The sequence below is a fragment of the Streptomyces sp. NPDC059906 genome (genome assembly GCF_042730645.1).
In the GTDB taxonomy this organism is placed as follows: Bacteria; Actinomycetota; Actinomycetes; order Streptomycetales; family Streptomycetaceae; genus Streptomyces; species Streptomyces rubrogriseus.
In genome coordinates, this window is the sequence record NZ_JBHWKU010000029.1 from 74,792 (window position 1) to 91,021 (window position 16,230).

Consider the following 16,230-nt stretch of genomic DNA (forward strand, 5'->3'; position numbering starts at 1 on the left):
ACCGTGACCGAGTACGTCGACCGGAGCGAACCGGAGGCGGGTGCCGCGCCGACCACGGCGGCCGTCACGCCCGCCGACGCCGCCGACGCGGCGCGGCTCGTCGCGTTCGGCCTCCAGCCCAAGCTGCTGCCCGCCCGCGACCAGGAGTACGCCGATCTGCTGCGCCGCCACCGCGAGGACCCGCCCTTCGCGCGGCTCGCCGACGCCGTGGCGGCGGGCCTGGGACTGATCGTGCTGGAGGTGTCCCCGCGCGCGGGCATGGCCGTGACCGCCGCCGAGGACTCGGTGTTCGCCGTCCGGATGGGCGACTACGCGCGCCGGGCCGCCACCGACTCCGGCGACCGCTTCCTGCACGGCCTCGCCCACCTCGCCGTGGCCGCCATGGCCTACCCGCGCCCCGAGGACCTCGCCGACGACGGCTACATCGGCCGCGTCACGGTCAACGGCGTGGACGCCTTCGTCCGCCAGGCCTGCCGCAGACTCGAGGAGCGGGCCGAGCAACAGGGCGAGAACACCGACCCGGCCACCGGCGCCCCGGGCCTGGAGGCCGCCTGGCGGATCTGGGTCAGGCGCAGCGCGACCGGCGCCACCAAGGACGCGCGCAGACTCCCCGGCTCCACCACCGGCATCGTCGGCAAGGCCGCCGCGTTCCTCACCGAGTCCGGCTTCCTCCAGCGCACCGGCGACGACCACGGCGGCACCTACCGGACGACGGCCCGCTACCAGCTCCAGGTGCGGGACATGGCGGGCAGCGCTGCCCTGACCGAGCTGCTCGACCTGGGCGTCGTCCCGGTCACCGACGGCACGGCGACGCTGCTGCCCGCCGAGGAGACCGACGACCTGGAGCTGGTCGCCGACGCCGGCCTGCCCTTCCACTCCCCCTGACCCACGCCCGTCCGAACCACCGCACCCCACCGAACCACCGCACCCCACCGAACCACCCCACCGAACCACCGCACCCGTCCCACCGCACCCGTCCCACCGTCCCCGACGTCCGAAGACTTACGAGAGTCCGCCATGTACGAGCTGTCCCGGGTCCGCCTCTACTCCATCGGGCCCGCCGGTGCGCGCTACGCCGACACCGTGCTTGACCTGCGCGGTGTGGGCCGGCCCGTGCCCGACCCCGCCCCCACGCAGGCGGAGTTCTTCGAGGAGGAGCCCGTCGGCCCGCCGCGCCGACCCGCGCCCGCCGGCGTGCTCTTCCTGGAGAACGGCGGCGGCAAGTCCGTGCTCCTCAAACTGATCTTCTCGGTGATGCTGCCGGGCCACCGCAACACCCTGGGCGGCGCCAGCTCCGGCGTGCTGCGCAAGTTCCTGCTCGCCGACGACTGCGGCCACGTGGCGCTGGAGTGGCAGCACGTGCAGACCGGCGAGTGCGTCGTCGTCGGCAAGGTCAGCGAATGGCGCGGGCGGCAGGTCTCGGGCGACCCGCGGAAGTTCGCCGAGGCCTGGTACTCCTTCCGGCCCGGCCCCGGACTGACCCTGGACAACCTGCCGGTCGCCGAGGCCACCGCCGTCCGCGCGCCCGTCGAGGGCGCCTCCGGCGCGCAGGGCAGGCGGCGCACCATGAAGGGCTTCCGGGACGCGCTCACCGAGGCCGGCAAGGCCTACCCTCACCTGGAGGTGCACTGGGAGGAGATCCACGACCGCTGGATCGAGCACCTCGGCGACCTCGGACTCGACCCCGAACTCTTCCGCTACCAGCGCGAGATGAACGCGGACGAGGGCGAGGCCGCCGGCCTCTTCGCGGTCAAGAAGGACTCCGACTTCACCGACCTGCTGCTGCGGGCCGTCACCGACACCCGCGACACCGACGGCCTCGCCGACCTGGTGGGCGGCTTCGGCAACAAGCTGGGCCGCCGCGCCGAGCTGATCGCCGAACGGGACTTCACCGCCGGATCCGTCGACCTCCTGGGCCGGATCGTCGAGGCCGCCGAGGCGCGCACCCGCGCGCGTGACATCCACACCGCCGCCGAGCGCCGCACCAGGAACCTGGCCCGGCGGCTCACCGCGCGCGGCGCCCAGGAGCGGGTGCGGGCCTCGGATCTCGCCCAGCGGGTCACGGCCGCCGCGTACGCCGTCACGCACGCCGAGTCCGCCCGCGACCGCAGTGCCCTCATCGCCGCCGAACTCGCCTACCGGCACGCCTCGCTGGCCCTGACCGGCACCGAGAAGGCCGCCGCCGCGCAGAAGCGCGAACTGGCCGAGGCCCGCACCCTGCACTCCGCCTGGCAGGCCGCCGAGGCCGTCCTGCGCCACCGCGCCGCCGCCGACCGGGTCGCCCGCGTGTCCGCGGCCATCCAGGAGGCCGAGCGGGACGCCGCCCCGGCGCTCGCCGCCCGCGCCAAGGCCGCCGTCGCACTCGTCCGCACCCTGCACGCGGCGGCCGGAAAGGCCGAGCACCACGCCAACGAGGAGGAGGCGAGGTCCGCCGCCCTCCAGGAGGTCAGCGACGCCGCCCACGGGGACTCCACCACCGCCGCCACCGAGGCGCAGCGCGCCCGCAGCGAGGCCGGACACCTGCGCCAGCGCCTCACCGAGGTCGAGCAGGAGACCGCCGAGGCCGTCCGCGCGGGCTGGCTGGACGACAGCGCGCCCGACGCCGACCCCGCCCGCGCCGCCCTCGCGGCCAGCGACGCGGAGAAGACGACCGTCGCCGCCTGGGACACCGCCCGCGAGACGGCCGGCCGGGCCACCGAACACGCGCGCGAGGCCGCCGCCGCGGAGAGCCGCGCCGAACTGACCGCGGCCCGCGCGGCGGACGCCGCCACCGCGGCCGAGCGCGCCCACGAGGCCGAGCGGCGCACCGCCGAGGCGCTGGCGGCCGAGGAGCGGCTCGCCGAGCTGCTCGGCCTGGCCGCCGAGGCCCGCCCCGGCATCCCGCAGCCCCGCAGGGACGCGGACCGCGACGACCGGGCCGCCGCCCCCACCGCGGCGGACGGCGCCCTGACCCCCGAGGAACTCGACCGCTTCGCCGACGAACTGCGCGAACTGCTCGACGACACCGTCTCCTCCGCCGAACGCCAGCTGTTCGACCTGCGCACCGCCGCGGCCGACGACTCCCGCATCCTCGGCGCGCTCGGCGACGGCGGACTGCTGCCCCCGGGACCGGACGTGCTGGCCACCGTCGAGTTCCTCGGCGAGCACGGCATCCCCGCCCTGCCCGGCTGGCGCTACCTCGCCCAGGCCGTCGACCCCGCCGACCACGCGCGCGTGCTGGCCGCCCGCCCCGAGCTGGTCGACGGCGTGATCATCACCGACCCGGACTCGCACACCCGCGCCCGCGAGGTCCTCGGCGACGCGGCCCTGCTGCCGCGCTCTGCCGTCGCCGTCGGCACCGCCGCCGCCCTCCTCGCCCCCACCCCGGCCCCCGAGTCCGGCACCGGCGACGTCTTCCTCGTACCGCCGAACCCGGCCATGCACGACGAGCAGGCCGCCGACGAGGAGCGGCATGCGCTGCGCGCGCGGGCGGGCGAGCGGGACGAGGAGATCCGCGCCCTCGCCGCCCGGCTCGGCAAGGACCGTGAGCTGGCGGCCCGGCTCTCCTCCTGGCGCACCGGCTGCCCCGCCGGACGCCTCACCGAGCTGGCCCGGACCGCCGAGGAGGCCCGCGCCTTCGCCGAGGAGACCGAGGCCGAGCTGACCGAGGCCCGCACCCTGCGCGCCGAGGCCGACGAGCGGGCCGCCGAGGCCGTCCACCTGCGGGACGAGCGCCAGGAGGCCGCGCAGAAGGCCCGCCGCGCCGCCGACGCCCTCGCCGGACTCGCCTTCCGGCTGCGCGAACGCGCCGGCTGGCAGGTCAGACTCCGTGAACTGGCCGACGAGGGCACCGAGTCCGAGGCCCGCGCCCAGGCCTGCCTGGAGCGGGCCCGCGCCGCCGACGAGGACCGGCGCGCCGCCCAGCGCGCCGCCGACGACGCCCGCCGCACCGCCCGTGCGCTGCGCGCCGAGCGCTCCGAGATCGCCGGCGCCCCCGACGACGTACCCGAAGAGGCCCCCGGGGACGGCGCCGAGGCGCCGAAGGCGTCCCTGCCCGACCTCCGCGAGGCCTACCGCGCCGCCTCCCAGGTGTACGAGAAGGTCGGCGTCGGCGCCGACCTGCGCGCCGAACAGGCCCGCGCGGAGAGCGACGAGAGCGCCGCCCGCGCCGATCTCGACCGGCTGAGCAACAAGGTTCGCACCCGCGCCGCACAGCTCCTGGAGTCGCCCGACGGCTCCGACGGGCCCTCCCGGCAGGCCGCCGCCGCCCGCGCGGAGGAACTGGTGCAGCTCCTGGAGACACGCATGTCGAGCGCGAGCGAACAGCTCGGCCGGCTGCGCGGCGAGGCCGAACGGCACGCCCCCGAGGACGGCGACACCCACACCGACCTCCCCGAGGAACTCCTGCCGCACGACGCCGAGCACGCCCAGAGCCTGCTGCGCACGGCGACCGCCGAACTCGCCACCCGCACCGAGGCCCTGGCCCGGGCCCGCGAGGCCCACGCCGAACTGCTCGACGCGCACCGCGCCGCCGAGGACGCGGCCGGCGGCTTCGACGAGATCGCCGCCATGCTCCGCGACCTGCTGCGCGAACACGCGCCCGAGGAGGAGCAGGAGGAGCCCGAGCCCCACGCGGGCGACCTGGAGGAGGCCCGCAGGGCCGCCGCCGAGGCCCGCCGCTCGCTGCGCGGCTGCGCCGCCGACCTGTCCGCCGCCGAGGCCGCCGTGCGCGAGGCGAGCGACGTCCTCGTCCGGCACGCCAACTCCACCCGCTACGAGCAGGTCCGCACCCCCGCCCGCCAGCAGATCCGCGAACTGCCCGCCGCCGCACTGCCCGAGCACGCCGCCAAGTGGGCGGACGCCTTCGCGCCCCGGCTCCGCGTCCTCACCGACGAGCTGGCCCAGCTGGAGCGCAACCGCGACTCGATCGTGGACCGGCTGCGCGGCCTGGTCGAGTCCGCGCTGGCCACCCTCCGCTCCGCCCAGCGCCTGTCCCGGCTGCCGGAGGGCCTCGGCGAGTGGTCCGGGCAGGAGTTCCTGCGCATCCGCTTCGAGGAACCCGACCAGGCCACCCTCACCGAGCGGCTCGGGGAGGTCGTCGACGAGGCCACCCGCGCGGCCGTGAAGAAGAACTCCGACCTGCGCCGCGACGGCATGTCCCTGCTGCTGCGCGGCGTCGCCGCCGCCCTGCAGCCCAAGGGCGTCGCCGTCGAGATCCTCAAGCCCGACGCCGTACTGCGCGCCGAACGCGTCCCCGTCGGCCAGATGGGCGACGTCTTCTCCGGCGGCCAGCTGCTCACCGCGGCCATCGCCCTGTACTGCACGATGGCCGCGCTGCGCAGCAACGACCGGGGCCGCGACCGGCACCGCCACGCCGGCACCCTGTTCCTGGACAACCCCATCGGCCGCGCCAACGCCACCTACCTGCTGGAGCTCCAGCGGGCCGTCTCCGACGCGCTCGGCGTCCAGCTCCTGTACACCACCGGCCTGTTCGACACGACCGCGCTGGCCGAGTTCCCGCTGGTCATCCGGCTGCGCAACGACGCCGACCTCCGGGCGGGCCTGAAGTACATCAGCGTGGAGGAACACCTCAGGCCCGGCCTGCCCCAGCCGACGCCCGCCGCCGAGGGGGAGGGCGAGGCGGTGCACAGCGAGATCACCGCGACCCGCATGTTCAAACGCCCCGCACAGTCGCCCGCGTAACCGCGTTCCACACGTGAAGCCGGTGTGGAAATGAAGTGGAGGCGTTGTCAGAGGTTCCCCTTATGCTGCTCCCGTTGATCAAGCGGCACCTGGGGAGGGCGCGACATGCTCGGCAAGCTGTTCGGCAAAGCGGGGGAGAGACCGGCGGCGGATCCGCACGCCCTCCCCGCCCCGCGTGGACGCAGGAACAGTACGTACCCGGTGCGCGCCCTCGGTGACACACGCGTGCTGGCGCTGGTGGAAGCGGCCGGCGCGGGGGACTGGGACGGGGTGAAGGCGGCCCTGGCCCCGTTCGACCTCGGCCGGGACCACCAGGTGCTCGGCGAGCTGGCCGGTCTGGACGGGGTGCAGGACTGGATCGGCCGGGCCGTCGAGCGGGACGCGGAGGACCGGGCGACCGCGCTGCTTATATCCGGGGCCCGCCACATCGCCTGGGGCTGGGAGGCACGGACCGCCGACCTCGCCGTGAACGTCACGCACGAGCAGTGGCGCGTCTTCCACGAGCGGCTCGAGACCGCCGAGGAACAGCTGCTGCTCGCCGCCGAGCTGCGGCCGGACTGGGTCACCCCCTGGTGCCGCCTCCTCACCTCCGCCCGTGGCATGTCGCTGCCGGGCGACGTCAAACGCACCCGGTACGAGGCCGCGCTGCGCCGCGACCCCCTGGATCTGGAGACCCACATCGAGCGGGTGTCCCAACTGCAGCCCCGCTGGGGCGGCGAACCGGGAGAGGCGATGCGGTACGCCCGCGAGGCGTTCACCCGCGCGCCCGAGGGACACCGCCTGGGCTGCGTGGTGGCCATGGCCCACATCGAGGACTGGGTGGAGTCGGAGAGCCCGAGCTGCCTCGACCTGCCCTACATCCAGACGGAGCTGCGGGAAGCGGCCAGGCACAGCATCCTCCACCCCGCCTACGAGCGACGCCCGGGCTGGCAGCAGGACTTCAACACCTTCGCCATGGCCCTGTCGCTGGCCTCGGAGAGCGTCGTCGCCCCGCGGGTCTTCCACGAGTTGGGCGGCGCCTGCACGCCGTGGCCCTGGCGCTACATGGCACAGCCGGAGAAGGCGTACACCCGCTTCCGCCGCCACGCCTGAGCCGGCCCGGCCGCGCTCCGCGCTCCGCCCCACCCGGCCGCGCCCACCCTGGCGCCCCCTCCCGCCCCTGACCCCTCCATCACGCCACCCCGGGACTGCCCGATGCCCCTGTCCGACGCCCCTTCGAACCGGGCCGGCGCCGATCGCACCTTCCAGGTGGATCTGCGCGGCCTCGTCGACCTCCTCTCCCACCACCTCTACTCCAGCCCACGCGTCTACCTGCGCGAACTCCTGCAGAACGCGGTGGACGCGCTGACCGCCCGGCACGCCCTCGAACCGGCAGCCCCCGCGGGCGCCTTCGGGATCCGGCTGTACGCCGACGGTTCGGTCGTCCGGGTCGAGGACGACGGTGTCGGACTCACCGAGGCCGATGTGCACACCTTCCTCGCCACGATCGGGCGCAGCAGCAAGCGCGCCGAGCAGGTCGCCGAGCAACGCGGGGACTTCATCGGCCAGTTCGGTATCGGCCTGCTCTCCTGCTTCCTGGTCGCGGACGAGATCCACGTGGTGAGCCGCTCCGCCCGCACCCCCGACGCACCCGCCGTGGAGTGGCGCGGACGCGGCGACGGCAGCTACACCATCCGCACCCTGCGCTCCTCGGCCCGGCCCCGGCCAGGCACCAGCGTCACGCTGACGCCCCGCGCCGACGCCGGCGAGTGGACCCGGCCGACGCGGGTGCGGGAGCTGGCCCGGCACTTCGGCTCCCTGCTGCGGCACCCCGTGACCTTCGACGACGGCACGGGCGGCCCGGGCACCGCCGTGAACCCCGAGCCCGCTCCCTGGGGCCGTACGTACCCCACCCCCGGGGCCCGTTCCCGCGCCCTGGCCGCGTACGGCGCGGACGTCTTCGGGTTCACGCCGCTGGACACCATGGAGCTGGATCTGCCGGCCGTGGGCCTGAAGGGCATCGCGTGCGTACTGCCGCAGGCGGTACCGGCCGGACGGCGACACGGCCACCGCGTGCACGTCAAGGGCATGCTGCTGTCCGAGCAGGCCGAGGAGATCCTGCCCGAGTGGGCGTTCTTCGTCCGCTGCGTCGTCGACGCCGAGAGCCTGCGCCCGACGGCCTCCCGCGAGTCCCTGTACGAGGACGACACCCTCGCCGCGGTCCGCGACGCCCTCGCCGAGCGGCTGCGCGCCTGGATCGCCCGGGCCGCCGCCAGCGACCCCGACCTGCTGGCCCGCTTCCTGCACGCCCACCACCTGGCCGTGAAGTCGCTCGCCGTGCACGACGACGAGATCCTGCGGATGCTGCTGCCCTGGCTGCCGTTCGAGACCACCGACGGGCACACCACCCTCGACGAGTTCGCCCGCACCCACCGCACCGTGCTCGTCACGTCGAGCGTGGAGGAGTTCCGGCAGGTCGCGGCGATCGCCTCGGCCGCCGGGCTCGGCGTCGTCAACGGCGGCTACACCTACGACCGCGAACTGGTCCACCGGCTGCCCGAGATCAGGCCGGCCACCAGCGTCGCCGACCTCGACCCGGCGACCCTCACCGCCCACCTCGACCCGGTCGACCGGGAGACGGAACTGGCGGCCGCCGCCTACCTCGCCCGGGCCCGTGAGGCCCTCGCCGTCTTCGACTGCGACGTCGCCCTGCGCACCTTCCAGCCCGCCTCCGCCCCCGCCCTCCTCGTCGACAGCCGCGAGGCCCGGCACGAGCGCACCCGCTCCCAGCTCGCCCGCGAGCAGGAAGGCGGCCTGTGGGGCGACATCCTCGGCGCCCTGCGCCAGGAGGCCCCGCGCGCCCAGCTCATCCTCAACCAGCTCAACCCGCTGGTCCGCACCGCCGTCGCCATCGACGAGCCCGAACTGGCCCGCACCAGCGCCGAAGCCCTCTACGGGCAGGCGGCGCTGCTGTCCCGCCGCCCGCTCAGACCCGCCGAGTCGAGCCTCATCAACCGCTCCTTCCTCGACCTCCTCGCCCACGCCCTCCGCAAGGACCACTGACGATGCCCACCGCACCCCACCCCCAGAGCATCGACGAGCTGTACGAGGCGCTCCAGGCCAACCAGCGGCGCCCCTACGGCCGTACGCGCACCGTCACCGCCGAGGAACTCGTCGACGTCGCCGAACAGTTCGAGGAAGCCCTCCCGCTCGTCCGCGCGCTCCTCGAACTCCAGGAGGCGTACACGTACGGCTCCGAGCCCCGGAAGTCGCCCGTGGCCTTCGCCCGGCTGCTCACCCTCTTCGACGAGCAGCCCGACGTCTTCGACGAGAACCTGCGCCACCTGGTGTTCTGGCGGTTCAAGTGGGTGGCGGCCGCCCTGCGCGCGCTGCCGGAAATACCGTTGACCAGCCTGCGCCAGTGGCTGTCCGAGATGCGCGAGCGGTACGAGAAGGCCGGTCTCGGCCTCCAGCCCTACTACGGGCAGGCCTACCGGCTGGCCGCCCACGTCGGCGAGGACGAGCCCCGCGCCTTCGAACTGTGGGCGGGCCGTACCCGCACCCGGCTGAGCGACTGCGAGGCCTGCGAGATCTGCGAACGCGCCCTGTACCACCTCGCGTCCGGCGACGACGAGCGGGCACTGCACACCTGGGAGCCCGTCCTGGCCGGCAAGGAGTCGTGCCAGGAGGAGCCGTCCCGCTCCATCGCGTACGCCCTGCTGCCCCTGCTGCGCGCCGGCCACACCGACCGGGCGCGGGAGCTGCACCTCGCCGGGTACCGCGGCTGCCGCCGCAACCCCTCGATGTCCGGCGAGGTCGGCCGGCACCTGGAATTCTGCGCGCTGACCGGCAACGAGGCACGCGGCCTGGAACTGCTCGCCGAGAACCGCGCGCTGTTCGACGAGGTCGACTCGCCGTTGGAACAGCTCGACTTCCTCACCGGCGTCGAGGTCCTCCTCCGGCGCGTCGAAGGGCTCGGCCACGGCGGACTGCCCGCCGCCGGTCACCCGGGCCGCACCTGGACGGTGACCGGCCTGCGCGCCGAAGTGGGCGACCGCGCCGACGACCTCGCCGCCCGCTTCGACACCCGCAACGGCACCACGGCCCACACGGAGCGCCGCAGGGCCCGCCTCGACCGCGCCCCGCTCCTGGAAGCACTGGAACTGACCCTGCGCACCCGCCACCTCGACGACGTGGCCCCGGCCGCCCCGGTCGCCCCAGTCGCCGCGCCCGCTGCCCGTACGGCTCCCGCTCTCCCGGAGTCCCTGCCCGAACTCGTCGTCCGGGCACGGGCACTGGACGAACAGGGGCACCCGGATGCGCGGGCCTGCTGGGCGGAGCTGCGTACCCGGGTCACCACCCGTGACTACACGCACCCCGACGACCCGGCCGTGGGCCCGCTCGCGCGGCTGCGCGCCGACCTGCTGGCCGACGAGGCGAGCCGGCTCGGCGAGAAGGACGACTTCGCCGAGGCGGCCATCCTCTACGAGGAGGCCGCGGGCCTGTACGACGACGCCGAAGCACCGGCCCACGCGGCACTCGCCCGGGCCCACGCCCTCCTCGCCGCCGCCGAGATCCCGCCCCAGGCCCCTGCGGAGACCGCGCCCGCCGGTGAGATCGCCGCCGGGCCACGGACGGAAGCGGTGGCGGCGACATCCGCCGAGGCGGTCGCGGGCGCGAGGGCCGGCAGGTCCGCGGTGCCCGGGACCGAGCCCGCCGCCGAAGCCGGCGTCGACACCGGGGCGGAGGCGGCGGCTCAGGCCCTCAAGGCTGCTCCGGCCGGGCAGCCCGCGCGGTCCGGGGCCGCGCCCGCCGCCGGAGCCGCCGCCGAGGCCCCGCCCCGGGCTCCGGCCGACGGTGCTGGCGCCACCCGGGCCAAGGCCGCCGCGCTGACCGCCGCCCACGCGGCCATGGTCCGCCTGCACGAGGACACGTCCGGCCTGGCCACCCACCAGGAGGCCCGCCTGCTGCGGCTCAGGGCCACCGCGCTGGGCCTGCGCCTGCAGGCGTCCGGAAGCGACGGGCACGTCGCCGCGGTCCTGGACGAGATCGGCCTGCTGCACGCCTTCGCCACCCGGCACGACGTCCTCGGGCAGATCGCCGGTGCCCTGATGCTGCGGGCCAGCACTTACGCGATCGCCGGGGACCTGCCCGCCGCGGTTGCCGAGACCGACGCGCTGCTGGAGCGGCTGAAAGCGCACGGACCCGCCTGGCACCTGCCCCGGGCCCTCGGCCTGCGCGCCCGCCTCCGGCTCGGTCTGCAGGATGCCCAGGCCGCCCACGAGGACCTGGGCGAGGCGCTGCGACTGGCCGCCGACTGGCCGGCCGACGCCATCGACACCGCCCGTCTCCACGGCGACCTCGCCGAGGCATGCATGCACCTGGGCCGACCCGACGAGGCACTGCGGCACCTCACCCGCTCCGCGGAGCTCAACCTCCGGCGCGGCGACCGCTTCGACGCGTACTGCGCCTACAGCAACGCCGCCACGCTCAGCCTCGATCTCGGCCGCGTCGAGGACTGCATCGCCCTGCTCGACTCCCTGCTGGCCGAACCGGACGTCGCCGCCGGACAGCCGGACGACCGGCTCGTCGCCCAGCTGCGCCTGACCCGCGCCCGGGCGCTGCACACGGGGGAGGACCTCAAGGCGGCCACGGCGGAGTTCCTGGCCCTCGCGGCCGAGTCGGCCGGGTGGGACGACGACCCGGGAAGCCACGTCATGATCGCCGCGGAGACGGCCGTACTCCTCGCCGAGGCCGGTGAGTTCGACCGGGCCCGCGAGGTGGCCGACCAGGCGCTGGCCGCTCACGCCCGCGACGCGCGGCACGAAGCGCTCAGCAACTGCCTGCGCGAACTGGCCCGCCTCCAAGCCCAGCAACAGGGCCCCGACGGACTGGCCGAGGCGCTCGCCTTCCTCGCCGACGCGGGCCGCATCGCCGACGGGGCCCGCGCCGCCGGGTACGAGGCCCACGGACGCCCGCTGGACTCCGCGCTGGCTTACGAGTACGGGAGGGTCAACGCCTACGCCGGTGCCTACGAGGACGCCCTGACCGCCCTGGAGAAGGCCCTCACCCTGGTCGGAGAACCGGGCCCGGAGAACGACCGGGCCGACGAGTGGGCCGAGTGCGTCCGCTTCGCGGCCGCCATGGAAGGCGTCTACCTGGAACGCGTCGTCCCCGCCCTCGCCCGCCTCGACGCGGCGGTCGTCCTCCTGACCGCCCTGGGGGACGGTGAGAAGACCGAGCCGCTGACGGCATTGGCCGCCCGGCTGCGCGACGAGGAGTAGAGGAGCTGTAGCGGAGCTTCTGGGAGCGGCGGGGCAGGAGCGGCAGGGAGACCGTCACCCGCCCGCTCAGGGGTGCGACAGCTGTCCCGTGCCGCCCCGCCGGCCTATCCGCCCCCGGCCCCGCTCGGCGGCCCGCGCCTGCCGCCGCGCCCGGCGACGCTCGCGGCGCATGGCCCGCGCGGTGCTGCTCGGCACCGACACGACACCGTGCCGCTGGTTCCACACCTGCCGGGTCACCCACACGTCCAGCACGCCCCAGGTGGCCACCACCGTGCCCGCCACACTGCCGAGCACCATCGGGAACGCCAGCCAGGACTCCGCCAGCGTGCACAGGAAGGCCACCATCGCCAGTATCAGCGTCACGGCGACCACCAGCACCGCGCGCACGGCCGCCGTACGCACCGGATCCGGCATCCGACGCCGCCGCGCGGGCTCCTCGCGCCACAACGGCCGGTACCCCACCTGCCGCTCGCCCGCCCGAGTGTCCGGCCCGGTCGCCGGAATGTCGCGATCCGGCACCTCCGGGCGCACCGCTGAGGTCTCCTCGGCCACCCCGGCCACCCCGGCCACCCCGGTCGCACCGTCGTCCGCGGGCGCTCCGCGCCGCTCCGCCGTGCCCATCAACATGTCACTCCCCACCGCCGGCAGACCGCTCGTCCGTGTCCGAGGACACGTCTCCCCTCTGACTGCCCGGCTTGCACTGCTTTACGCCGCCCAGGGGCGGGATGCGGCTCCTGTGGCCGATTCCGCCTCCGTTTCCCGTAGTGAAGGACGAACGAAGAGTCCCCAAGATTCCCGAAAATCCCGCGCAGTCGAATAATTTCGGCCAATCCGCCCGTCACGTCGTCGTGACCGCCTCGCGCCCGTCCACCGATCCCGGGAGGCAATCTCCCGTAATGACCGGACAACTGACCATCGCCTGCCCCGGGTGCGGAGGTTCGGCCTCCGGACGGGTCTTCGAGTTACCTGTGCGTCAGTAGTAGGCTCGCGCCGTTTGTTGACGCACATGAGTGCCCCCACCGGTGGGGCCGAGCTGGGGGAGGCCATGCGCTTTCGCGGGAAGTCGATCCGCCGGAAGATCGTGGCGCTGCTCCTCGTGCCGCTGGTGTCCCTGACCGCGATCTGGGCCTTCGCCACGGTCCTGACGGGCCGGGAGGCGGCACGGCTGTTCAGCGTCTCCGCCGTCGTCGAGGAGATCGGCTACCCGGTCGAGGACACCGTCCGGGTCCTCCAGCAGGAACGCCGCCAGACCCTCGTCCACCTCGCCGACCCCCGCGCCTCCGACGGGCTGGCCGCACTGGAGCGCAGCCGCACCGCCACCGACGAGGCCGTCGCGGAGATCCGCCGCAACGCCGCCGACGCCGGCGTACGGGACGACCTCGGCCGGGCCGGGGACGAACGGCTCACCGCGGTACTCGACGCCTTCGACGGCCTCGGTTCCCTGCGCCGCAGCGTCGAGGACGGCACCGTGGACCGCGCCCAGGCCCTCGGCCTCTACAACCGCCTGGTCGACCCCTGCCACGACCTGCTCGCCAACCTCAACGTCGTCGACGACGTGGGCCTCGACAAGCAGTACCGCGCGCTCGTCAACGTCTCCCGCGCCCGCGAACTGCTCTCCCGCGAGGACGCCCTCCTCGGCTCCGCCCTGGTCACCGGACGGCTCAGCCGCACCGAGGTGCGGGACGTCTCCGACCTCGTCGCACAGCGCACCGTGATGTACGACATCAACCTGCCGCTGCTGCCCTCCACCGAACGCGGCCGCTACCAGCGCTTCTGGAAGAACGCCTCCTCCGCCCCCCTCAGGGTCGCCGAGCAGGCCGCCGTCTCCTCCGGCACCGGCACTCCGCGCGGAGTCACCGCCAAGAGCTGGGACACCGCCGCCGGGAGTGTCCTCAAGGAACTCGGCGAACTCGACGACAACGCCGCCGACCGCTACCAGGACCGTGTCGACCCGGTCGCCACCAGCACCATCGCCAAGGCCGTCGTCGCCGGAGCCCTCGGCCTGATCGCCCTGCTGTACTCCCTCTTCCTGTCCGTCCGCGTCGGCCGCTCCCTCATCCGCGACCTCAAGCAGCTGCGCCTGGAGGCCCACGAGGCCTCCGGCGTCCGCCTGCCCAGCGTGATGCGCCGCCTGTCGGCGGGCGAGGAGGTCGACGTCGAGACCGAGGTACCGCGCCTCGAGTACGACCGGAACGAGATGGGCGAGGTCGGCCAGGCCCTCAACACCCTCCAGCGCGCCGCCGTGGAAGCCGCCGTCAAACAGGCCGAGCTGCGCGCGGGCGTCTCCGAGGTCTTCGTCAACCTCGCGCGCCGCAGCCAGGTGCTGCTGCACAAGCAGCTGACCCTGCTCGACACCATGGAACGCAGGACCGAGGACACCGAGGAACTCGCCGACCTGTTCCGCCTGGACCACCTGACCACCCGCATGCGCCGGCACGCCGAGGGCCTGGTCATCCTCTCCGGCGCCGCGCCCTCCCGGCAGTGGCGCAAGCCCGTCCAGCTGATGGACGTGGTGCGGGCCGCCGTCGCCGAGGTCGAGGACTACGAGCGCATCGAGGTCCGCAGGCTGCCCCGCGTCGCCGTCACCGGGCCTGCGGTCGCCGACCTCACCCACCTGGTGGCCGAACTCCTGGAGAACGCCACGGTGTTCTCGCCCCCGCACACCGCGGTGCAGGTGCTGGGCGAGCGTGTCGCCAACGGCTTCACCCTGGAGATCCACGACCGCGGCCTGGGCATGGCCGCCGACGCCCTCCTGGACGCCAATCTGCGGCTGGCCGAGACACCCGAGTTCGAGCTGTCCGACACCGACCGGCTCGGCCTGTTCGTCGTCAGCCGGCTCGCCCAGCGGCAGAACGTCCGGGTCTCCCTGCAGCCGTCCCCCTACGGCGGCACCACCGCGGTCGTCTTCGTTCCCGACGCGCTGCTCACCGACGACGCCCCGGACACCAACGGCGTTGGCTTCCGCCTCGACCGTCCCCAGCACGTCAAGGACAAGGAGCGGGCGGAGGGCCGCAGTTCCGCCCTCGCCCACGTGCCCGCACGGCTCCCGGAGCGACCGGCCGCGCTGCTGGACGGCCCCGTCGAACTGGAGGCGCCCGTAGACCTGGACGCCCTCGACGGCCTCCCGGGCGCGCTCGACGACCAGGACAGCGAACGCGGCGGCCTGTTCCGCCCGCGCCGCTCCCTGGCCGCGGCCGACGACGACCAGGCGGCCCGCCGCACCGGACCACGACGCCCCGAGTCCCGCCACGGTGACGAGGCGGCGGCCGGGGACGGCACCGAGGCGGACGCGCCGGTGGCGCTGCCCCGCCGTCACACTCCCAAGCTGGTCAGCTCGCACGGGCGCCCCGTCACCGAACGCGGCGCCCGGAACAGCTCCGACGAGCCGCGCGCGGCCGGACCGGACCGGACGGAGCCCCCGGCCGCGTCCCGCACCCGAGCGGACGAGCTGCCCGCCCTGCCCGCCCGCCGACGAGGCGATCGCCCCACCGACCGCACGATCGACCGGGCCGAGGGGGCCACCGCCGACCGCACCGGCCGCCCCACCACCGAGCGCGGTGGCGGCGATCCCGCCGCGCGCGAGGACGGTCCGCCCCCGAACGCCGAGGCCGGGGCGCTGCCCCGACGCGTCCGGCAGGCCAGTCTGGCCCCCCAGCTCAGGCAGAGCCCCGAACCGGCCGCCGAGGACCGCTCCGACCCGGCCGACCGCGACGCCGACGAGGTACGCAGCCGCATGGCCTCGCTCCAGCGCGGCTGGCAGCGCGGCCGCGAGGAGAACGCCACGGGTGACGACCCACCCGGCGGCACCGCACCATCAGCAGCACGAGGAACGACAAAGGGGGACGGTCGATGACCGCACCGAAGGCGACCGGCCACACCGCGACCAAGTCCGGGGAGCTGAACTGGCTCCTCGACGACCTGGTGGACCGTGTCGCGAGCATCCGCAAGGCCGTCGTCCTGTCCGGCGACGGCCTGGCCACGGGCGTGTCCAAGGACCTGACCAGAGAGGACAGCGAACACCTGGCCGCCGTGGCGTCGGGATTCCACAGCCTCGCCAAGGGCGTGGGCCGGCACTTCGAGGCGGGCAGCGTCCGGCAGACCGTCGTCGAACTCGACGAAGCCTTCCTCTTCGTCACCGCCGCCGGCGACGGCAGCTGCCTGGCCGTCCTGTCCGACGCCGACTCGGACGTCGGACAGGTCGCCTACGAGATGACCCTGCTCGTCAAGCGGGTCGGCGTGCACCTGGGTACCGCGCCGCGCACCGATCTGCCCTCGGGCGGGTAAG

Annotated in this window: 8 protein-coding genes; 7 read left to right on the forward strand and 1 reads right to left on the reverse strand. The window is 75.0% G+C overall.

Going from position 1 to position 16,230, the window contains the following annotated elements; all coding sequences use genetic code 11:
* Positions 1-3: 3 nt before the first annotated feature.
* From ACFV9J_RS32210 to ACFV9J_RS32230, 5 genes are all read left to right on the forward strand, one after another.
* On the forward strand, positions 4-885 hold the full coding sequence (locus ACFV9J_RS32210; RefSeq protein ID WP_385360110.1) for a hypothetical protein: 882 nt from the start codon (positions 4-6) through the stop codon (positions 883-885).
* Positions 886-1,017: 132 nt separating this feature from the next.
* Positions 1,018-5,682 carry a hypothetical protein gene (locus ACFV9J_RS32215; protein WP_385360113.1) on the forward strand — a complete coding sequence of 1,555 codons (4,665 nt, stop codon included), beginning with the start codon at positions 1,018-1,020 and terminating at the stop codon, positions 5,680-5,682.
* Between the two features lie 105 nt (positions 5,683-5,787).
* Positions 5,788-6,774: a hypothetical protein gene (locus ACFV9J_RS32220; protein ID WP_385360115.1), complete on the forward strand. Its 987-nt coding sequence runs from the start codon at positions 5,788-5,790 to the stop codon at positions 6,772-6,774.
* A gap of 102 nt (positions 6,775-6,876) precedes the next feature.
* The gene (locus ACFV9J_RS32225; protein ID WP_385360117.1) at positions 6,877-8,724 is read left to right on the forward strand and encodes an HSP90 family protein; all 1,848 of its coding nucleotides are present in this window, start codon (positions 6,877-6,879) and stop codon (positions 8,722-8,724) included.
* Positions 8,725-8,726: 2 nt separating this feature from the next.
* Positions 8,727-11,945, forward strand: coding sequence for a hypothetical protein (locus ACFV9J_RS32230; RefSeq protein WP_385360120.1), 3,219 nt, complete (start codon positions 8,727-8,729; stop codon positions 11,943-11,945).
* 66 nt (positions 11,946-12,011) lie between these two features.
* Here ACFV9J_RS32230 and ACFV9J_RS32235 read toward each other — a convergent pair whose 3' ends face one another.
* Positions 12,012-12,572: a hypothetical protein gene (locus tag ACFV9J_RS32235; protein ID WP_385360122.1), complete on the reverse strand. Its 561-nt coding sequence runs from the start codon at positions 12,570-12,572 to the stop codon at positions 12,012-12,014.
* Between the two features lie 418 nt (positions 12,573-12,990).
* Between ACFV9J_RS32235 and ACFV9J_RS32240 the strand changes: the two genes are divergently transcribed.
* Both ACFV9J_RS32240 and ACFV9J_RS32245 read left to right on the forward strand, forming a co-directional pair.
* Entirely contained in the window at positions 12,991-15,798 is a 2,808-nt protein-coding gene (locus ACFV9J_RS32240; protein ID WP_385360150.1) for a nitrate- and nitrite sensing domain-containing protein, read from the forward strand.
* Complete coding sequence (locus ACFV9J_RS32245) at positions 15,795-16,229, forward strand: roadblock/LC7 domain-containing protein (protein WP_052837959.1); 435 nt, start codon at positions 15,795-15,797, stop codon at positions 16,227-16,229. The genes ACFV9J_RS32240 and ACFV9J_RS32245 overlap by 4 nt, the downstream gene beginning before the upstream one ends.
* Position 16,230 lies beyond the last annotated feature (1 nt).